The sequence below is a fragment of the Streptomyces sp. NPDC001410 genome (genome assembly GCF_042895235.1).
Classification (GTDB): domain Bacteria; phylum Actinomycetota; class Actinomycetes; order Streptomycetales; family Streptomycetaceae; genus Streptomyces.
The window spans coordinates 19,026-38,618 of the sequence record NZ_JBIAWE010000012.1; the positions used below are offsets into that span (position 1 = coordinate 19,026).

Here is a 19,593-nt window from a genome sequence, read left to right on the forward strand (position 1 = left end):
TCGTTAGGGTCGATGCCGTGGCCATCAGTCCTCCGTACCCGACCTACTCCCCCGGCACCGGAAGCGGAGCGCATCCGCACTGGTGGCAGCGCCGGTGGGCGCGCTACGGAGCGCTGATCACGCTGCTGGCGCTGTCCGGTCTGGTCATCCTCGCGCTGGTGCGCCGGCAGACCGGCACGGAGGGCTTCCTGGTCGGGCTGGGGCTCGCCGTCCTGCCCGTGCCCTGGCTCATAGCCGCCTTCCGGTGGCTGGACCGGGTCGAACCGGGCCCCTGGCGGAATCTGGTCTTCGCGTTCGCCTGGGGCGCCTGCGCGGCGGCGCTGATCGCCATCGTCGCCAACAGTTTCGCCACGAAGTGGATCGCCACCTCCACCGCCGACCCCGCCGGCGCCAACACGCTCGGCGCGACCGTGATCGCACCCATAGTGGAGGAGTCCGCCAAGGCCGCGTCCGTGCTGTTGGTCTTCCTCTTCCGCAGACGCGACTTCACCGGGATCGTCGACGGTGTCGTGATAGCCGGGGTCACCGCAACCGGGTTCGCGTTCACCGAGAACATCCTCTACCTGGGCACGGCCTTCGGGACCGACCAGCTCACCGGTGACCGCGGCATCGCCTCCGTCACCGCCGCCACCTTCTTCGTGCGCATCGTGATGTCCCCGTTCGCGCATCCCCTGTTCACCGTGCTCACCGGCATCGGCTTCGGCATCGCCGCGCTCTCCGCGGAACGGCAGCACGCCCGGCGCGTCCTGGTTCCGCTCGGCGGGCTGCTGCTCGCGATGAGCATGCACGCCTTCTGGAACGGCTCCTCGGCCTTCGGCGAGTTCGGGTTCTTCGCCGTCTACGGCGCCTTCATGGTCCCCGCCTTCGGACTGCTGACGTGGCTCGCGATCTGGACGCGGCAGCGGGAGCTGCGGACCGTGCGGGAGGAGCTGCCGGCGTATGTGTACGCCGGGTGGCTGGGGTCATCCGAGCCGTTCGTGCTCGGGTCGATGCGGGCGCGGCGGATGGCCCGGAACCACGCCCGGCGGCACTTCGGGGGACGGCCCGCGGCTCGGGCCGTCGCGCAGTACGAGGCGTACGCCACCTCGCTGGCGTTCCTGCGGCACCGGGGGCGGCGGGGGCGGGCCGGGGCCGACTTCGTCGTACGGGAGCAGGAGTTGCTCGCCGAGCTGTGGCAGCGCAGGCGCTGCGCTCGGCCTGCGCTGGAGTATGCGGCGAGCGTGGCTGCTCCGGCTCGGCCGTTGTACGGAGCGCCGGTGCCTTACTGGTACGGCTGTCCGGCGGCACCCTACCCCGCCTACAACCCGTACCGGTCTTAGCCGTATCGGTTGCGGAGAGTTCGGCACCACCGGAATGCGCCGTCGTGGCTGAGCACCGTTGCGGCGGAGATAAGGGTCAGGCGGATGCTTCCGTCAGCTGCTTCACTTCCCCGTCCGTGAGCCGCAGCTCCCCCACCCCCAGCAGCGCCGGCAACTGCTCCACCGTCCGCGCCGACGCGATCGGGGCCGTCACCGTCGGCTGGGCGGCCAGCCAGGCGAGGGCGACCGTGGCGACGGGGGCCTCGTGGGCGCCGGCGATCTCGTCCAGGGCCGCGAGGACCTTCTGGCCGCGCTCGGACTCCAGGTGCCTCGCGGCCGAACCGGCGCGGGCGCTCTCGACCGTCGTACCGGGCCGGTACTTCCCGGTGAGGAAACCGGAGGCAAGGGCGAAGTACGGGACCGCCGCGAGGCCCTCACGGGCGGCGAGGTCCTGCAACGGGCCCTCGTAGGTGTCGCGGGAGACCAGGTTGTAGTGGGGCTGGAGGGCGACGTACCGGGCCAGGCCCTCGCGGTCGGAGAAGTCCAGGGAGGCCTGGAGGCGCTCCGCCGAGATGTTCGAGGCGGCGATGTGCCGGACCTTGCCCGCCTTCACCAGCTCGTCGAGCGCGCCGATGATCTCCTCGACCGGGACTTCGGGCTTGTCGAAGTGCGTGTAGTAGAGGTCGATGTAGTCGGTGTCCAGGCGGCGCAGGGAGGCGTCGGCGGCCGCCTTGATGTTGGCCGCGGTCAGGCCCTGGTACTCGGGGTGCTGGCTGACCTTGGTGGCGATGACGACGTCGGAGCGGTTGCCGCGGGCCCTGACCCACCTGCCGATGATCGTCTCGGACTCCCCGCCCTTGTGGCCCTCGATCCACGCCGAGTAGGAGTCGGCGGTGTCGACGAAGTTGCCGCCGGCGGCCGTGTAGGCGTCGAGGACGGCGAAGGAGGTCTCCTCGTCGGCGGTCCAGCCGAAGACGTTGCCGCCGAGGGCGAGCGGGAAGACCTGGAGGTCGGAGGAGCCGAGTGTGCGCAGGGAAGTCATGCTCTACGACAACACCGGCGGTGGATGATCGCATTCCGCCGCCGGTGCCGAGTTCCCGCAAGAGAAGGACGTGTCAGGGGGCGAGGCCCTTGTCGCGCAGCCATGCCATCGGGTCGATGCCGGTGGCCTGGCCGCCCGGGTGGACCTCCAGGTGGAGGTGCGGGCCGGTGACGTTGCCGGTGGCGCCGACGCGGCCGATGACGTCGCCGGTGCTGACCTTCTGGCCGACGGAGACGCTGATCGAGGACTGGTGGCAGAACCACAGCTCGGTGCCGTCGTCCAGGGTGAGGACCGTGCGGTAGCCGTAGGCACCGGCCCAGCCCGCCTCGGTGATGGTGCCGCTGTGGATCGCCTTGATGAGCGTGCCCGTGGGGGCGGCGAAGTCGAGGCCGGTGTGGTAGCCGGAGGACCACATCGATCCCGGCTGGCCGAAGGTGCCGGTGATCGTGTACGAGACGACCGGCAGCTTGTACTGCTTGGCCAGCGCGGCCAGGCGCTCTTCCTCGGCCTTCTTCTCGGCCGCGGCCTCCGCCGCCTTCTTGGCCTCGGCGGCCTTGGCTGCGGCTTCCTTCTGCGCCTTGGCGGCCGCGTCGGCGGCCTGCTTCTCGGCGGTGGCCGCCGCTATCGCGGTGGCCTTGCTGTCGGCCTTGCTCTGCTGCTGCTCGGCCTGGGCCATGATCCGGTTGCGCAGGGCCTCGCCCGCGTCGCTCTGGTCGCTTTCGGCGTCGGTCGTGCCGACGTTGGTCAGCGAGGCCGTGGTGGCCTTGGGCGCGTCGGAGGAGGAGCCGTCGTCGAACAGGGAGCTGACGGAGTCCAGGTCCGGCATGGAGATGGAGACCGGCGGCTTGCCGGTGTGGGCGCTGGCCATGCCGCCCGCGCCGACGGCGGCGATGACACCGACGCCGAGGACCGTGGAGCTGCGGGCGAGTCCGCCGCCGCGCTGCTTGCCCACGCGGTGCCGACCGCGTACCGGCCGGATGGACTCCTCGGTGGGGTTCCACTCCTCCCAGGGGCCCTCGTCGGTGTGCTGAGCGCCGAAGTAACCGAAGGTCTCGGTCTCGCTCGGCATGAACGGGGCTTCTGGAGCAGGCCGGTTGGACGCCACGAAGGCGCACTCCTTTCCTTCCTTCGCCTACCGGGTTAGCTGACGGGTTCGGAGCAGGAAGGTCTCCTACGCGCGTATACCTGCCGTGCTTCCACGGCGGCATCCGCGTGATTCACCCCAAGGTGGTGGTTCCCCGGTTCCCTTGCGGGATTCGGCGCGTGCGCACGGAGCCGCCTCTTGTGACGGCTGGGACGACCGCGCTGCGTTATCGAACGTTAATAGACCCGGACGTCAGATTCCAAGCCGTTCTGCTTGATCATTAACGTTTTTCGGGGCGGACGTAGGCGTCAGGACCGGTGGAAAACGGGCGAGTTGACCAGCATTCAGGAGTCTCGGCAATTTTGATGGTGTCTCAGATGTTATGCGGAGGGCTTCCGTCCGATCACCTTGGGTGACACTGGCGGGGCGTCAGGGCCGCCGTACGGCCAGCAGCGCCATGTCGTCCGTCATCCCGCCTCCGGAGTGCCGGCGCACCTCCGCGGCGAGGCGGCCGAGCAGCGCGCGGGGGTCGGGGAAGCGGCGTCCGGCGAGCCGGCGCAGGGGGTCGTAGAAGCGGCCGTGGGCGTCGCGGGCCTCGGACAGGCCGTCGGTGTAGAGCAGCAGGGTGGCGCCGCTCGGGAAGCCGGACTCGGTCGCGCGGTCGGGCCACCGGCCGAGGTCGGCCATGCCGAGCGGCAGCGCGGGTTCGTGCGCGGCCAGGGTGCGCAGGGTGCCGTCGTCGTGCAGGAGCAGCGGTGGCGGGTGGCCGCGGTTGACGATCCGGACCACACCGTCGCCGCTGCCGCCGTGCGGGAGTTCGGCGAGGACGGCGGTGGTGAAGCCCTCGAAGGCGTCGGTCCCGTCCCGCCGGGTGCCCTCGCGGGCCAGCGCCCGCTCCAGCCGCGCGGCCACCGCCTCCAGCGTGGTCTCCTGCTCGGCGGCCTCCCGGAACGCCCCGATGACCACGGCGACGGCGGCGACCGCGCCCATGCCCTTGCCGCGTACGTCCCCGACGACCAGCCGTACGCCGTGCGGGCTGTTCTGCACCGCGTACAGGTCGCCGCCGATGAAGGCGTCCTCCTGCGCCGCCTCGTACCGGGCCGCGATGTCGAAGCCGGCGATGCGGTCGTCCGGTTCGGGCAGGACGGCCCGCTGGGCGGCCTCGGCGATCTCCCGGGCGGAGGCGAGCCGCTGGTCGCCGAGGCGCAGGACGCGGTTGATGGCGGCGGCCAGCACGGCGACCGTGGCCACGGTGACGACCTCGGTGATCGTGTGCACGTCCGTGGCGGGACCGGTCCGGGTGGTGACGACGACGGTGGCGACCAGGGCGGCGAGGCCGGTGAGGAGCGTGGTGCGCAGCGAGGACAGGGGCGCGGCGATCAGCGGGGCGGCCGTGAAGAAGGGCACGGCGGTGAAGGCGCGCGGCGTGAGCAGGTCGTACCCGATCCCGGCGGCGACCAGGAGGGCGGGCAGGGCGCGGGCCAGGGTGCGCGGGGTGGGGCGGCGGCCGCGGCGTCTGTCCGATGGCAGGGGCGCGCGGTCCGCGCCGAGGCCGGGGTTCGGGGCGGGGTCGCGCGGGAGTCGGCCGCCGGCCCTGGCGTACGGGCTCTCCTCCAGCTCACCAGGTCGCACTGCTCTTCTCCTGTGTCCTTGACCTGCGTCCAGCGTGGCGGGAGCGGGGAGGACGGGCGACCGCTGTGGGCCGAGCGGATGACCGACTGTGACGTATGCCACTCGGTGTTCTGCTGAAGGATGCCTCGGCGTTCTGCCGCAGGAGCCGGGAAACACTCAGGGCCGGAATCCATTGCTGGATTCCGGCCCTGAGTCTTCAGTAGCGGGGACAGGATTTGAACCTGCGACCTCTGGGTTATGAGCCCAGCGAGCTACCGAGCTGCTCCACCCCGCGTCGTTGTGTCTCAAGCATACGTCATCCGCGGGACACGATGCACACAGGTATCCGTGAGGTGTCGCTCAGAGCAGCAGGTGGGCGTTCGGCTCCTTCGCCAGGGCCTCGCACTCCGGCAGCACCACGGCCGCCACGCCCGCGCTCTGCAGCATCCCGGTTCCGTCCGCCGCCGTCACGAAGGTGTCCGGCTCCCGCCAGGCCGTGACCACCCGCCGTACGTCCGCCCGCAGGATCAGCTCGGCGCAGGGAGCGGGGCGGGAGGCGCGGCGGGTGCAGGGTTCCAGGCTGCTGTAGACGGTGGCGCCGGGCAGCCGCGGGTCGGCGGGGTCGATCTTCGCGAGGGCCGCCTCCTCCGCGTGCACCACGGGGTCGCCGCCCTCGCGCGAGTGACCGCGGGCCAGCTCGGTGCCGTCGGCCGCGACCACCACGGCGCCGACACTGAAGGCGGTCTGCGAGGGCGGGCACAGGGCGGCGAGTTCGCAGGCGGTGCGCAGCCAGTGGCGGTCGGCGGCGACGGGTTCCGGGCCGGTGCCGGGTGCGGTGGGCTCGTAGTGCATGAGGACGACGTCCTCGATCCGGCGGGTCTCGGTGAGGCGGAGCCGGCCGCCCTGGTACGCCCCCGGGCCGAACAGGCGCGGAGCCGCCGGGTCGCCGACGAACAGCGGGGCGAGGACCAGCTGGAGTTCGTCGGCGAGGCCCTGCTGGAGGAGCTGGGTGTGGACGGTTCCGCCGCCCTCGACCATCAGGCGGCGCACCCCGCGCACGTCGTGCAGGTGCTCCAGCAGGGCGCGCCAGTCGAGGTCGGGGCCGAGGGAGACCACGTCGGCGGTCCGGCCGAGGGCGCGGGCGGCCCGCTCGGCACCCTTGTCCGTCGTGTACACGAGCTTCTCGCCGCCGGTGTGCCAGAAGTTGGCGGCCGGGTCGAGGTCGCCGGCGGCGGTGACGGTGACCTTCAGCGGGTATGCGGGCCGGCCGGCGGCGGTGCGGGCCGCCCTTCGCTCGGGTGAGTTCACCAGCAGGCGCGGGTTGTCGGCGCGGATGGTGCCGGCGCCGATCAGGATGGCGTCGACCGAGGCCCGTACCTCGTCGACCCGGTCGAAGTCGGCCGGGCTGGAGAGCAGGAGCCGGTCGGGTCCGGTGTCGTCCAGGTAGCCGTCGAGGGAGACGGCGGCGGACAGCAGGACGTACGGGTACGGCATCGGCGCGGTCTCCCCCTGCGGAAGGCTGATCTTGGTTCAAGTTTGAAACAAACTTACACTGACGGTATGACGACCCGCTGGCTCACTCCGGAGGAGCAACGCGCCTGGCGCGCGTACCTCGCCGCCGCCCGGCTCCTGGACGACGCGATCGACCGGAACCTCCAGCAGGACGCCGGCATGCCACACCTGTTCTACTCCGTCCTGGCCAACCTCTCCGAGGCGCCCGACCGGCGGCTGCGCATGACGGACCTCGCGGAGAGCCTGAAGATCACCCGCAGTCGGCTGACCTACGCGGTGACCAGGCTGGAGCGGGACGGGCTGGTGCGGCGCGAGGACTGCCGCTGGGACAAGCGGAGCAGTATCGCGGTGCTGACCGACGAGGGGATGGCCGTCCTGGAGCGTACGGCACCCGGGCACGTCGAGACCGTGCGCGCCACCCTGTTCGACCGGCTCACGCCGGAGCAGGTGAGGCAGATGGAGGAGATCTTCACGGGTGTCGCGCGCGGGCTGCAGGGCGACGAGGCCCAGGCCGGGGCGGACGACGTCCCCTGGCGGCGCCGGTCGTCCTGTTCCGGCTCCTGAGTCACACCCGTCACCCGGAAAACAATTGCTTTAAGTTTGAAACATAGGCTAGGGTCCCTTCGAACCACTGCTTCAAAACTGAAGCAACAGCCTCGCCCCGGAGGGACCCGCATGCCCGACACCCCCGCCGCCACGCAGCGCGCCCGCGTCCGGGTACCGCTGCACTTCCACGACGGCTACCGCGTCGACGCCGAACTCGTCACCTTCCACGGACTGACCGACGGCCAGGAGCACGTGGCCGTCGTCCTCGGCGACCCCGGCCCCGTCCCGCTGGTCCGGCTGCACTCCGAGTGCCTGACCGGGGACGTCTTCGGCTCGGCCCGCTGCGACTGCGGTCCGCAGCTGCGCGAGGCGGTCGAGCGGATCGCCGAGCGCGGGGGCGTCCTGCTCTACCTCCGCCAGGAGGGACGCGGCATCGGCCTCTACAACAAGCTCGACGCCTACGCCCTCCAGGACCAGGGCCTCGACACCTACGAGGCGAACGCCGCGCTCGGCCTCCCGGAGGACGCCCGCGACTACACGGCCGCCGCGCAGATGCTGCGCGCCCTCGGCATCGGGGAGCTGGACCTCCTGTCCAACAACCCCGACAAGGCGGAACAGTTGCGCTCGCTCGGTGTCGTCGTACGGGACCGGGTGCCGACCGGAGTCTTCACCACGGCCCACAACGTCCGTTACCTGCGCGCGAAGGTCCTGCAGACCCAGCACACGCTGCCGCTGGGGGAGCTGACGGAGCTGAGCGCGGGCTGAACCGCGAGCCGGCCGCGGGCGTACGGAACCTGCGGGGCCAGGAGTGTCGGTGACTACCGGCCCCGACCACCTGCGCCGACGGGACCGGCCAGCAGAACCAGGCCCAACCCCAGGACGGCCAGCCCTCTCCACGACGCGGCCGGCAGGCGTTCGCCGAGGACGGTGACGCCCAGGACCGCGGCCACGGCGGGCTCGGCCAGGGTCAGCGAGGTGGCCACCGAGGCCGGGGTGCGGCGCAGGCCGTGCCCGAAGAGCCGGTAGGCCAGGTAGACGGTGAACACGGCGAGGTACACCGCGACCGCCGCGCCCCGGGCGGTGGCGAGCCACCCCGTGCCCACGAACACGACGAGCGGCAGGACGAGCAGCCCGGCCGCGCCGAACAGCACACCCATCACCGCGCCGGACGGGTGCCCGCGGGCGATGAGCCTGCCGCCGACCAACGCGTAGACGGCGTACGACAGTCCGCCGCACGCGGCGAGAACGACGCCGGTCGGATCCATCGGCGTGGCACCGCCGGTCAGCTCGGGCCCCAGCACCAGGAGGGTGCAGCCGAGCACGGCGGCCACGGTGGCGCCGGTCCAGCGTGCGGTCGGCCGGGCCTGTCCGGTGATCCAGGCCAGCAGCCCGGCGAAGACCGGCGCGCTGCCCAGCGCGATCACCGTGGCCACGGCCACGCCGGTCCGGGCCACCGCCGGATAGAAGGTGACCGGATATCCGGCCACCGCCGGTGCGCCGAGGACGAGCAGCCACCGCTCGGCCCGCGTGCAGGCGGCGGGCAGCGAGCGGGCGCCGCGCGAGGTGAGGAACAGCAGGATGCCGCCGAGGGCGAGCCCGGCGCAGCCGATGGCCGCCGCCGGCGCGCCGGCCGGTGCCAGCGAACTGGCGGTCCCGGTCGTGCCCCACAGCACGGCCGAGGTCAGGATGGGAGCGGAGCCACCGAGAAGCCCCGCGCGAGAAGGACGCGGGCCGGCGGCGGCCGGGCACGCGGGAGTCAGAGGGGTGGTGCGGTTCGGCACAGTCGTGAACTTCCGTCGTCGAATGTCGTCTGGGACTGGATCCGAAACGGGCGCACGACAACGACAGGCCCCCCTCGCCGCCCTATGGGTCGGCCGGGGCCGGGAATCAAACCGTCAGTGTCTGCGCCCGGTCAGGCGCAGAGCGGCGGCAGAACGACGTGCCAGTAGGTGTTCACCCCGTGATGGTACCGGCGGGAGGCGGATGTGCCGGATGTGCCGGATGTGCCGGATGTGCCGGATGTGCCGGTGCGGCCCGTCAGGCCCACTGGTCGGCCGCCTGGTCCGCCCCGTGAGGCTGCCTGTCGGGCACGTCCGTGGACAGGGCGGCGGCGAAGCGGGGCCATGTCAGCAGGACGATCGGGTAGATGGCGTAGCCGATGCGGGTCGCTGGGGACAGCGCTATCGCCAGGGTCAGACCGAGTGCCAGTCGGTCGGCACCGGCCACGGCGCTCCGTGGCGGGCGGATCAGCAGCAAGAGGCCCACAACCCCGGCGCTCAGTGCGATGAGTGCCATCGTGACCGCCTCGCCGTGCGGGACCAGCACAGCGATCAGATGCCCCAACAAGGGGCTCTGCGCGGACGATTCGGTGGGGCCGAGACCCAATGGGTAGAGAACGACGTTGCGGTAGAAGGCAACGCTGTCCACCAGGGCCACGGGCAGGACAGTGATCAGGGCGATCCCCACGGATCCCGCTGCGCACTTGAGCGCGGCTCGCCGCCCGCCGCGCACCGCCAGGACGGCGACGAGCACCGGTATGGCCGGCCAGGCGGTCCACTTCAGCGCGGCCGCCGCCCCCAGGGCCAGCCCGGCCCGTCCGGCATCGCCCCGCTGCGTGAAGGCCAGGGCCAGGCACATCAACCCGATGACCGGCGGGTCCACGCCGCCGATGGTGAGCGGTAGCGCGACGACAGGACATGCGATCAGCCACAACACACCCGTCCTAGCGGTGACCCCGCGCGGGGTTCCGACCCGACCGGCGTCCGCCTCCCGGCCGCCTGCCAGCACCCGTATCGCGCCCGCTACGGCCGCCAGGAAACCGACGAGGAACCACAGCCGGGCGCTGGTGAACGGGGTGTCGCCGAACAGCATGTGCGGTATGCCGAAGCACGCCATGCCGGGAAGGTAGGGATTGAAGTCCCGCACCATGTGCGGCGTGTGGTGGTACGGGCTTCCGGAGGCGAACAACAGGTCGGCCGCCCGTTCCACAACGCCGACCTCCATCTGCTCCTTGCTGATCACCGTCAGGTACAGCAGGGGCACGACGACCGCACCGACGACCGCGACCACGGCGGGCGCCGGTGCCCACGGCGCGGACGACCTCGCCGCGACGAGTGCGGCACAGCCGTAACCCAGCGCGGCGGCCAGCCCCCATGCTTCCTGCGAGGTGTCGGCGGGCGACGACAGGCCCACCACGAGTGCGGACACGGCGCAGACCACCAGCACTGGCCAGTCCCACCGCCGCCCGGCACGCGGCGACCTGCCGGTGGCGGCGGTGCCCGACTCCCGTGCGTCAACGGCGGTTGACATCAGGCACCGGCCTTTCGCCGGATGCGGACGACGGGGTCGGCGGCGCGGTGCCGCCGTTGACACGTGACGGATCCGGCGAGGCCGAGTGGAGGGGGGTTGATGATCACGGCGCAACCTTGCAAGTTGGTATGTACACGTCACGTCATCAACAGCGGCTGTACGCGATCTTCACCTCATGGGTACCCGCGGCCTCCGACGCGGCGAGGCGGTCGGCCTGGAAGAGAGCGAAACTCGCCCCCGGGTTCCGTCCGACAGTCGTCCGGCTCGAGAATCCGAACGGCGCAGTGGCCGCTACCCTCCTGACACAGCCACCGCAGACGCGAGGAAGGCCAGGATGGACGACGAGCCGCTGAGGGACTGGGCGGAACGCCGCGACGCGAAGATCGGCCGACTTCGCGCCGTACCCGTCGTCTCCGGCGACGGCCCCAGGGCATCCCACCTGAACCCGGAGGCACCACGCGCCATCGAGCGCTGGAACGGGCACATGTGGGAGCCGTACGGGTTCGCCGCCAACCTGGCCGAGGCCAAGGCCGTCCTGTACCCGGAAGCCAGCGAGCCGCCGCCCGCAGGCCCGGTGCCGAAGCCGCTCGGCTCCGGCACCGGCAGGCACCGCAAACCCCGGTGAAGGAGGCTCTCATCCACAGGGCACGAGCGCTCCCGCTCACGCACGGGCCCGGAAACGACGCAGCGCCCGAGCCGACCGAAGTCGACCCGGGCGCTGCACAGCAGGTCAGAGGGGATCAACCCTCCCCCGCAGCCGTAGGCCCTGTGGGACTCGAACCCACAACCAATGGATTAAAAGTCCACTGCTCTGCCAATTGAGCTAAGGGCCCAGGCGATGTTGCCTGTCCGAGCATAGCCGGACGAGGCCGCGTCTCCGATCGGGTATCGGCGACGCGGCCGCGTCGGGAGGAGGAGTCGTCACTTTTCGATCAGTTCCGGGGACCGGGTGCGGGCCGGGTCGAGGAACCAGTGGCGGGCCGAGGCCAGCCACCACGTGGCGGCGAAGCCCAGGACGACCAGGACGGCGACCGGGGCGTAGTTGAAGGTCTTCCAGGTGACCGGGGAGACCTGCGGGAGCATGAAGAGGATCGTGATCACGGCGACCCAGGCGACGGAGACGATGCCGATCGGGACCGACCAGCGGCCCAGGTGCCAGGGGCCGCGTTCGAAGGCTTCGCCCTTGCGGACCCGGAGGAGGGTCGGGACGACGTAGGCGATGTACAGGCCGATCACCGCGATCGACGTCACCGCCGCGTAGGCCGTGGAGTTGATGAGGTACGGAAGGCCGAGGGCCAGGGCGCCGAGGGCAGCCAGCCAGACCGCGGCCACGGGGGTGCGGGTGCGGGGGCTGACCGTGTGCCAGATGTGCGAGAAGGGCAGCGCGCCGTCGCGCGAGAAGGCGTAGATCATGCGGCTGTTGGCGGTGACCGAGGCCATGCCGCAGAAGAGCTGGGCGCCGATCACGACCAGGAGCAGGAGTTTGCCCGTTGTCGCGCCCAGGGCGTCCAGGAGGATCTGGGCGGGGGGTGCGCCGGTCGGGGACGCCAGCTCCTTGTCGTAGGACTGGATGGCGAAGGTGAAGCCGAGCAGGAGGACGAAGCCGGCTATCCAGGAGGTCCAGATCGAGCGGACGATGCCCTTCGGGCCCGCCGTGGACGCGTCGTGGGTCTCCTCCGTCATGTGGGCGGAGGCGTCGTAGCCCGTGAAGGTGTACTGGGCCATGAGGAGGCCCAGCAGGACCACGTAGAGGCCGCTGCCCCAGCCCGTCCCGTTGACGAACTTCGTGAAGACGAAGGATGCCGACTGGTGGTGGTCGGGGACGAGGGCGAGGGCGAGGGCGATCACCGCGACGCCCAGGACGTGCCACCACACGCTCACGCTGTTCAGGAACGCGACGATGCGGACGCCGAAGGTGTTCAGCAGGCCGTGGAGGAGGAGGATGCCCGCGAAGAGGAGCACCGTGCGGCCGGGGGTCACCTTGAAGTCGAACTGGAGGTTCAGGTAGGCGCCGAGGAAGGACGCCGCGCCGAAGTCGATGCCCGCCGTCACCGCCACCTGGCCCAGCACGTTGAACCAGCCCGTGAACCACGCCCAGGCCGCCGCCGAGCGCGGGGGTGCGAGGCGGTGGGCCCAGAAGTACAGGCCCGCCGAGGTCGGGTAGGCGGAGCAGATCTCGGCCATCGAGAGGCCCACGAACAGGGTCATCAGGCCTACCGCCACCCAGCCCCAGGTGATGACGGCAGGGCCGCCGGTGACCATGCCGAAGAGGTAGAGGGTCAGGCAGCCGGAGAGGACCGAGATGATCGTGAAGGACACGGCGTAGTTCGAGAACGCCGACATGCGGCGGGCGAGGACCTGGGTGTAACCGAGCTGGGCCAGCCGTTCCTCGTCCGACAGCCCGGCCGCTGCGCTGCTCGCTCTTGCGTCATCTGTCATGTCCCCAGCGATTCCCTGTCGGGCTGCGTGACATGCGTCACAAGGTTCAAGCTCTAGCGTGGATTCCGGATCCGTGGCCGCCGCGTTCCACCCCCGTCGTCGCGCGGCCACGGATTCCCAGGTCACACCGGGCACAGACATGCCGCTCCCGCGCGCTCCAGCCCCACTTCCCCCGTCGGACACCACCGGAGACCGGGCACCGGCATGCACGGAAACCGCCGCTCGCGGCCGCAGACGTCAGGAAGTACGGATGGAAGTACGGATGAACATGCGCGTGGATCTGCTCACCAAGGAATTCCCGCCCGCCGTCTACGGCGGCGCGGGCGTGCACGTCACCGAGCTGTCCCGGCAGCTGCGCACCCTGGTCGACCTGCGGGTGCGATGTTTCGGTGAACCCCGCCCCGATCCCGGGGTGTTCGCGTACCGGGAACCGCCGCTGGCGGACGGCGCGAACGCGGCGCTGCGCACCCTCGCCGCGAACGTCGAGATGAGTGCCGCGTGCGAGGGCGCGGACCTGGTGCACAGCCACACCTGGTACGCGAACGCCGCGGGGCAGCTGGCCCGCACCGTGTACGGCGTCCCGCACGTGGTGACCACGCACAGCCTCGAACCCCTGCGGCCGTGGAAGGAGGAGCAGCTGGGCGGCGGCTACCGGCTGTCCTCGCTGGTGGAGCGGACGGCCGTGACGACGGCGGACGCCGTGATCGCCGTGTCGCACGGGATGCGCGAGGACGTCCTGCGCGTCTACCCGGAGGTCGCCCCCGAGCGGGTGCACGTCGTGCACAACGGCATCGACACCGAGGTGCACCGGCCCGATCCGGGTACGGCCGCGCTGGAGCGGTACGGCGTCGATCCCGAGCGTCCGCTCGTGCTCTTCGTGGGACGGGTGACCCGGCAGAAGGGGCTGCCCCAACTGCTGCGCGCCGCCTTCGAGATGGATCCGGCGGCCCAGCTGGTGCTGTGCTGCGGGCAGCCGGACACGCCCGAGATCGCGGCGGAGACGGCCGCACTGGTCGACGAGCTGCAGCGGGTCAGAGGAGGTGTCGTCCGCATCGACGGCATGCTGGACGCCGGCTCGCTGCGCCAACTGCTGACGCACGCCTCGGTGTTCGTCTGCCCTTCGCTGTACGAACCGATGGGCATCGTCAATCTGGAGGCGATGGCCTGCGGTACGGCCGTGGTGGCCACCGCCACCGGGGGGATACCCGAGGTGGTCGCGGACGGGGTCACGGGGCTGCTGGTGCCGATCGAGCAGGAGCAGGACGGTACGGGCACCCCGCTGGACGAGAAGCGCTTCGCCTCCGACTTCGCCGCGGCGGTGAACCGGCTGCTGGCTCAGCCGGAACTCGCCCGCACCCTGGGCGAGGCCGGGCGGTTGCGGGCTCGGGAGCACTTCTCCTGGCGGGCGGCTGCCGAGCGGGTGCTGGACGTGTACCGCCGGGTGCTGACGTAACGAGGACGAGGACGGGGCCCCGCCGGTCGGCGGGGCCCCGTCCTCGTCCTCTTCGTCCTCATCCCTCCGCGAGGTCCTCCTTGATGAAGTCCGCGGCACGCTCGCCGATCATGACGGCCGTGGTGTGGGTGTGCGCCGAGACGATCGACGGCATGACGGAGGTGTCGGCCACCCGCAGCCCCTCGATCCCGCGTACCCGCAACCGGGCGTCCACCACGGAGAGTTCGTCGATGCCCATCTTGCAGGTGCCCGAGTAGTGGTGGAACGAGCCGGTGTTGTGTGCCACCCAGTCCCGCAGCTCCGCGCGGGTGCGCACGTCCGGTCCGGGTGCGACCTCACGGACGCCCCACCGGCTGGTGAACGCCTTGGAGCGGAACACCTCGCGGGCGATCTCGGTGATGTCGGTGGCCCGCTCCAGGTCGGCCCGCTCCCCGTAGAAGTTGGGGTTGACCCGGGGCCGTACCGTCGGGTCGGCACTCGCCAGTCGCACCCAGCCGCGCGAGAGCGGGCGGATCACGGCCGGCAGCATGATGACCAGCCGCGGGTCCACCTCGTCCTGCACCGAGACCGACGAGGTGCTGCCGGTGCGCTTCCACTCCATGAGCTTCTCGATCAGCTTCTCGCCCCACGGGGCGCGCGGCAGGAACCACAGCTCCATGTCCGGGCCGGGCAGGCCGGGCTGTGAACCCCAGTACAGCGCGGGCTCGTTGATGACCCCCTCGGCGGGACCCGGCTTGTCCATGTATCCGGTGGGGCCGATCACCAGCGGGTGGTTCTGGTAGTTCTCGCCGACGCCGGGCAGGTCGGCGACGACGTCGATACCGAAGGAGGTCAGCTGCTTGGGGTCGCCGATGCCGGACAGCAGCAGCAGCTTGGGCGACTCGACGGCACCCGAGCTGACCACGACCTCCCGCTCGGCCCGTACGGCCTTGCGCTCGCCCTCGTGGAGGTACTCCACGCCGATGCACCGGGTCCCCTCGAACAGCAGCCGGGTCGCGGTCGAGTCGGCCCGCACGGTGAGGTTCGTGCGTGCGCGGGCGGGGTCGTAGTAGGCGGTGCGGACGCCGTTGCGCTTGCCGTCCCGGATGTCCAGGTGGTGCCAGCCGACCCCGAAGCGGTCCACGTTGACGTCGGCCACCTCGGGATAGCCGAGTTCGACACAGCCGTCGACGAACGCCTGGGAGACGGGGTTGCCCTCGTCCCCGGTGTTGACGACGTTGATCGGGCCGCCCCGCCCGGCCGTCGGGTTGGTGCCGTCCTCCTGGTTCTCGATCCGCTGGAAGTACGGCAGCACGTCCTTGGCGGACCAGCCGGCGGCGCCCTGGTAGGCCCAGGAGTCGTAGTCGGCGTCCTGACCCCGGTTGTGGATCATGTGGTAGATGTTCGAGCTGCCGCCGACTCCGCGACCGGACGCCGAGTAGACCGTCTCGCCGCCCAGGGCGGGCTGCGGCTCGGTGAGATAGGACCAGTCGAACTCGCTCAGATTGGTCTGGGACCACAGTTCGGGCACTTCCAGCAGCCGGTCGTCCTTGGCGCTGCCGGCTTCGATGACCAGCACGGAGACGTCCTCCAGCTCGCTGAGCCGGGTGGCCGTCACCAGACCGGCCGTTCCGCCCCCGACGACGACGAAGTCGTAGGTCTCGGTCATGGCTGTCCTCTCCCTGATTGCCTGGTGGATGGTTCGCATCGGCCGTGCCGCCCGCTCAGGCGTCGGCCCCGATCAGATCCGCCGCCTTCTCGCCGATCATCACCACGGCGGCGTTGGTGTTGCCCGTGGTGATGGCCGGCATGACGGAGGCGTCGGCGATCCGCAGCCCGTCCACCCCGTGCACCCGCAGCCGGGCATCGACCACGGAGCCGCCGTCCGCGCCCATGCGGCAGGTGCCGACTGGGTGCCAGACGGTGGAGGCGGACTCGCGCACGTAGCGGGCGAGTCCGGCGGGGGAGGTGACGTCCGCGCCCGGGGCGAGTTCGCGGCCGCGGAACGGGGTGAGGGCCCGGGTGCGGGCCAGCTCGCGGGCCAGCGTGATGCCCCGGACCAGGACCTCCAGGTCCTCCTCGGCCTCCAGGTAGTGGGGGTCGACGACGGGCGGCGCGAGCACGTCGGCCGAGGCCAGTGTGACCGTGCCCCGGCTGCGCGGCCGGGCGAGGATGGGGGCGAAGGTGAAGCCCGGCGCGTCCGTCTTGTAGCGCTCGTCGACGAACTGCACCGGCCCGAAGAAGTACTGCAGGTCCGGTGCGGCGTCCTCGCCCGAGGGCCGTGCCGTGGTGAACAGACCGGCCTCGGAGAGGAGTTCGGGGACGGGCAGCTCCCGCGGGCTCTCGTAGGCAACCCCGAAGAGCAGATGGTCCTGGAGGTTGCGGCCCACCCCCGGCAGATCGACGACCGGGTCGATGCCGTGGCCGCGCAGCTCGGCGTCGGGGCCGATCCCGGAGAGCATGAGCAGCCGCGGGGTGGCCAGCGCGCCCGCCGACAGCACGACCTCGGCCCTGGCGGTGGCCGTGTGCGGCTCGCCGTCGCGCAGGTACTCGACACCGGCCGCCCGGCCGCCCCGCAGCACCAGCCGGGTCGCCGTCGCGCCCGTGACGACGGTCAGCCGGGGATGGCCCAGCACCGGCTGGAGATAGGCGACCGCGGTGCTGGCACGGCGATTGTCCTTGGTGCGGGTGGACTGGTAGAAGAACGCGGTGTTCTCCTGGCGCTCGCCGTTGTAGTCGCCCGGGCCGTCGAAGCCGAGTTCGCCGGCGGCGGCCACGAAGGCACGGGACACCTCGGCGGGCCGCGCGTACGGCACGACCGAGAGGGGGCCGCCCACGCCCCGGTACCGGGAGACGCTCTCCTCGTACGACTCGGACCTGCGGAAGTACGGGAGGACGTCCTCGTACCCCCACCCCTCGTTGCCGAGATCCCGCCAGCCGTCGAAGTCGCGGCGGTTGCCGCGCACCCACATCATCGCGTTGACGGAGCTGCCGCCGCCGAGCATCCTGCCCTGCGGGACGGAGATCGTACGGCCGCCCAGACCGGGCTGCGGGACCGTCTCGTACCCCCAGACCGTCCCCTGCGGTCCCCACAGGGAGACCATCGAGAGGATGTCGGTGCGGTGCACAGCGTCGGCGTCGTCCGTTCCGCCCGCCTCCAGCAGCAGGATCCGGGCGTCGGTCCGCTTCAGCAGCCGTGCGGCCACGACGCATCCGGCGGAGCCGGCGCCCACCACGACGTAGTCGTAACTCTCCTCGTTCTGCATGGGGGCTCCTTACGGAAGCTGCGGCGTCTCCGCGAACGTGGGCAGCAGCTTGGTCTCCTGGAAACTCGGAACGAGGTCGACCACCAGGTATTCCAGGTAGTACCTGCCCCACATCGTCTGCCACAGCGGGAACGTGCCGTCGAAGTTATCGCCGCGCACTCCGGCGAGCTTCGCCTCCAGATCCCAGATCAGGTCGTCGAACTCCTGGCTGCTGAACGGGAATCCGAAGGATTCCGCGGCCCGGATCACCTCGTCCTTGCTGCGGTACTTGAGGGATTCCAGGAGGTCCGGCCGCACGGCCACCGTGCGCAGAAACTCGATCACGTTCTTGCTGCTCATCGGAGTGCGGCTCCGTTCGTGTCGGCGAGTGCGCGCAGTTCGTCGTCGGTGTGCCGGGCGACCACCCGGTCCAGCAGGTAGCCGAGGTGGGTGTGGCCCCACATCTCGCGCCACAGGGAGCTGTTGCCGTCCACCGGCTCCGCGTCCTTGTCGGTGATCACGCCCATTTCCAGCTGGGAGACGATCTCGGCCATCTCCTCGGGCGTGAACTCGAATCCCTCGTTCTTGGCGTGGAACACGAGCTGGCTCAGATTGCGCAACTCGTACGCGGCACGTTTCGCCGGATCATCCCGGGCGGCCAGGAGGAATTTCACGAAACTCTGCTGGGACATGTGCGCCCTCCGCTCGAAGACTCCACTGCGCACGGAATGTGCGCCGCAATGAGCGTGGCCGGAAATGGGCGTTGTCCGCAAAAGTCGGGACGAGACTTTCTGAATTACCGGTCCGTCGCGGCGGCGTCCGCGGAATTCCCGGCCCTTCTCGGCAGGCGCGGCAGATGTACGAAGAGGACGCGCCGGCCGGTGGAGACGATCCAGTACTCGAAGACGTTGAGACCGACCAGCACCAGGGCCACCAGGACGCCGGTGACGAACAGCGGCAGCCAGGGGGCGAGCGGGCACAGCGCGAGGCAGAGCAGCGCCGCGGAGAAACGGCTGACCCCGGCCGCGCCGAACATGCGCCAGCGCGAGTAGCAGAAGCCGAGCAGGTACAGCGCGGCGCCGGGGGCGAGCAGCAGCCCGGGCAGGCCGTGCGGGGGCCCGAACGGGTCGACGCACAGCTTCTTCAGGCCGACCGCGACGCAGATGATGGCGGTGACGTAGACGAAGTGGCCGTAGTTGAACACGTCCCGGACGATGCGGGCCTGGACCGGGTCGGTGCGCAGGCTGTGCCGCACCGCGGCGGCGCCGAAGTGGAAGTAGCTCCACCACAGGCCGAGGATCACCACGAAGCTCACCGCGAGCGCGGCGAACTGCGCGGCGCCGGGCGGGCTGCCGGAGACCTTCGTGCCCACCGACATCACGGTCTCGCCGAGCGCCATGATGATCACCAGGCCGAAGCGCTCCGGCAGGTGGGAGGTCTCGAACCGCATCCGGTCCAGCCGGTGGCCCAGCAGCACCGGTACGGCCACCTCCAGCACGGCGGCGCAGGCCCAGGCCAGGGTGCGGGCCGGCTCCGGGAGCAGTCCGCCGGCCAGGAACACCGGGCAGACGACCAGGAGGTTGATCCCGAAGGGCTCCACCCGCAGATCACCGAAGAGCGGAAGTCGCCGCATCCCGGCCCACAGCAGCAGCCGCATGGCGATGTAGCAGAGCGGGAACAGCAGTCCGTGCCCGCCGTAGGCGTGGGGCACCGCCACCGTCATGGCCAGGCCGCAGGCCCCGAGGGCGAAGAGCAGGAAGCGGCCCGAGGGCCGGTCCAGCGCCTCGCCCGCGGAATTGCCGACCAGGGTGGCGCTGGTCCAGCCCCACCACAGCGGGACCAGCAGCACCAGGGTGCGCAGCAGCTCCATCGGGCCGCCCGCGGTGCCCAGGCTCGTGGCGATCTGCGTCAGCGCGAACACCCACACCAGGTCGAAGAACAACTCGGCCCAGGTGACGCGCTGTTCGGCGCCCTGCTCGTCAGGTCCGGCGTCGTCCTCGGTGCCGGCGATCTCCACGTCCGCATCCGGGTGGTAGGCGGAGTCCCTGTCGTCCGTCTCCACGCTCATGGCGGTC

Annotated in this window: 17 protein-coding genes, 2 tRNA genes and 1 riboswitch; of the genes, 5 read left to right on the forward strand and 14 right to left on the reverse strand. The window is 71.2% G+C overall.

Going from position 1 to position 19,593, the window contains the following annotated elements; translation table 11 throughout:
* The first annotated feature begins 17 nt into the window (after positions 1–17).
* On the forward strand, positions 18–1,319 hold the full coding sequence (locus ACFY3C_RS25890; protein WP_390772427.1) for a PrsW family intramembrane metalloprotease: 1,302 nt from the start codon (positions 18–20) through the stop codon (positions 1,317–1,319).
* A 76-nt stretch (positions 1,320–1,395) separates the two neighbouring features.
* Here the strand turns inward: ACFY3C_RS25890 and ACFY3C_RS25895 are convergent, their stop codons facing one another.
* The 5 genes from ACFY3C_RS25895 to ACFY3C_RS25915 form a co-directional block, all read right to left on the reverse strand.
* Positions 1,396–2,340, reverse strand: coding sequence for an aldo/keto reductase (locus ACFY3C_RS25895; protein ID WP_390772428.1), 945 nt, complete (start codon positions 2,338–2,340; stop codon positions 1,396–1,398).
* A gap of 73 nt (positions 2,341–2,413) precedes the next feature.
* Complete coding sequence (locus ACFY3C_RS25900; protein ID WP_386580499.1) at positions 2,414–3,445, reverse strand: M23 family metallopeptidase; 1,032 nt, start codon at positions 3,443–3,445, stop codon at positions 2,414–2,416.
* A gap of 7 nt (positions 3,446–3,452) precedes the next feature.
* Positions 3,453–3,612: riboswitch (cyclic di-AMP (ydaO/yuaA leader) on the reverse strand.
* Between the two features lie 241 nt (positions 3,613–3,853).
* Positions 3,854–5,056, reverse strand: a complete 1,203-nt coding sequence (locus ACFY3C_RS25905) for a PP2C family protein-serine/threonine phosphatase (protein ID WP_390772429.1) — start codon at positions 5,054–5,056, stop codon at positions 3,854–3,856.
* 200 nt (positions 5,057–5,256) lie between these two features.
* Positions 5,257–5,330: transfer RNA gene (locus tag ACFY3C_RS25910), tRNA-Met, on the reverse strand.
* 65 nt (positions 5,331–5,395) lie between these two features.
* The gene (locus tag ACFY3C_RS25915; protein ID WP_390772430.1) at positions 5,396–6,529 is read right to left on the reverse strand and encodes a dihydrofolate reductase family protein; all 1,134 of its coding nucleotides are present in this window, start codon (positions 6,527–6,529) and stop codon (positions 5,396–5,398) included.
* Positions 6,530–6,595: 66 nt separating this feature from the next.
* On the opposite strand from ACFY3C_RS25915, the gene ACFY3C_RS25920 reads away from it, so the two are divergent.
* Both ACFY3C_RS25920 and ribA read left to right on the forward strand, forming a co-directional pair.
* Entirely contained in the window at positions 6,596–7,111 is a 516-nt protein-coding gene (locus ACFY3C_RS25920) for a MarR family winged helix-turn-helix transcriptional regulator (RefSeq protein ID WP_390772431.1), read from the forward strand.
* Positions 7,112–7,222: 111 nt separating this feature from the next.
* Positions 7,223–7,858, forward strand: a complete 636-nt coding sequence (gene ribA, locus ACFY3C_RS25925; protein ID WP_386580493.1) for a GTP cyclohydrolase II — start codon at positions 7,223–7,225, stop codon at positions 7,856–7,858.
* 53 nt (positions 7,859–7,911) lie between these two features.
* Here ribA and ACFY3C_RS25930 read toward each other — a convergent pair whose 3' ends face one another.
* Together ACFY3C_RS25930 and ACFY3C_RS25935 are read right to left on the reverse strand one after the other, a co-directional pair.
* On the reverse strand, positions 7,912–8,874 hold the full coding sequence (locus ACFY3C_RS25930; RefSeq protein ID WP_390772432.1) for a DMT family transporter: 963 nt from the start codon (positions 8,872–8,874) through the stop codon (positions 7,912–7,914).
* Positions 8,875–9,130: 256 nt separating this feature from the next.
* Positions 9,131–10,402 carry a glycosyltransferase 87 family protein gene (locus tag ACFY3C_RS25935; RefSeq protein WP_390772433.1) on the reverse strand — a complete coding sequence of 424 codons (1,272 nt, stop codon included), beginning with the start codon at positions 10,400–10,402 and terminating at the stop codon, positions 9,131–9,133.
* Positions 10,403–10,736: 334 nt separating this feature from the next.
* Here ACFY3C_RS25935 and ACFY3C_RS25940 point away from each other — a divergent pair, with 334 nt between their 5' ends.
* Positions 10,737–11,027 (forward strand): DUF6087 family protein, encoded by a 291-nt coding sequence (locus ACFY3C_RS25940; protein ID WP_386580487.1) that lies wholly within the window; start codon positions 10,737–10,739, stop codon positions 11,025–11,027.
* Positions 11,028–11,162: 135 nt separating this feature from the next.
* On the opposite strand, the gene ACFY3C_RS25945 is transcribed toward ACFY3C_RS25940, so the two are convergent.
* Positions 11,163–11,235, reverse strand: a tRNA-Lys gene (locus ACFY3C_RS25945).
* 88 nt (positions 11,236–11,323) lie between these two features.
* On the reverse strand, positions 11,324–12,841 hold the full coding sequence (locus ACFY3C_RS25950) for an amino acid permease (RefSeq protein WP_390772434.1): 1,518 nt from the start codon (positions 12,839–12,841) through the stop codon (positions 11,324–11,326).
* Between the two features lie 268 nt (positions 12,842–13,109).
* Here ACFY3C_RS25950 and glgA point away from each other — a divergent pair, with 268 nt between their 5' ends.
* Complete coding sequence (glgA, locus tag ACFY3C_RS25955; RefSeq protein WP_390772597.1) at positions 13,110–14,294, forward strand: glycogen synthase; 1,185 nt, start codon at positions 13,110–13,112, stop codon at positions 14,292–14,294.
* Positions 14,295–14,352: 58 nt separating this feature from the next.
* Here glgA and ACFY3C_RS25960 read toward each other — a convergent pair whose 3' ends face one another.
* From ACFY3C_RS25960 to ACFY3C_RS25980, 5 genes are all read right to left on the reverse strand, one after another.
* On the reverse strand, positions 14,353–15,942 hold the full coding sequence (locus ACFY3C_RS25960) for a GMC family oxidoreductase (protein WP_386580485.1): 1,590 nt from the start codon (positions 15,940–15,942) through the stop codon (positions 14,353–14,355).
* Between the two features lie 55 nt (positions 15,943–15,997).
* Positions 15,998–17,539, reverse strand: coding sequence for a GMC family oxidoreductase (locus ACFY3C_RS25965; RefSeq protein WP_386580483.1), 1,542 nt, complete (start codon positions 17,537–17,539; stop codon positions 15,998–16,000).
* 9 nt (positions 17,540–17,548) lie between these two features.
* Positions 17,549–17,878 (reverse strand): Nif11-like leader peptide family natural product precursor, encoded by a 330-nt coding sequence (locus tag ACFY3C_RS25970; protein WP_390772435.1) that lies wholly within the window; start codon positions 17,876–17,878, stop codon positions 17,549–17,551.
* A complete protein-coding gene (locus ACFY3C_RS25975) occupies positions 17,875–18,210 on the reverse strand; it encodes a Nif11-like leader peptide family natural product precursor (RefSeq protein WP_390772436.1) in 336 nt (111 codons plus the stop codon). Before ACFY3C_RS25975 ends, ACFY3C_RS25970 begins: the two co-directional genes overlap by 4 nt.
* A gap of 104 nt (positions 18,211–18,314) precedes the next feature.
* Complete coding sequence (locus tag ACFY3C_RS25980) at positions 18,315–19,586, reverse strand: low temperature requirement protein A (RefSeq protein WP_390772437.1); 1,272 nt, start codon at positions 19,584–19,586, stop codon at positions 18,315–18,317.
* Between the last annotated feature and the right edge of the window lie 7 nt (positions 19,587–19,593).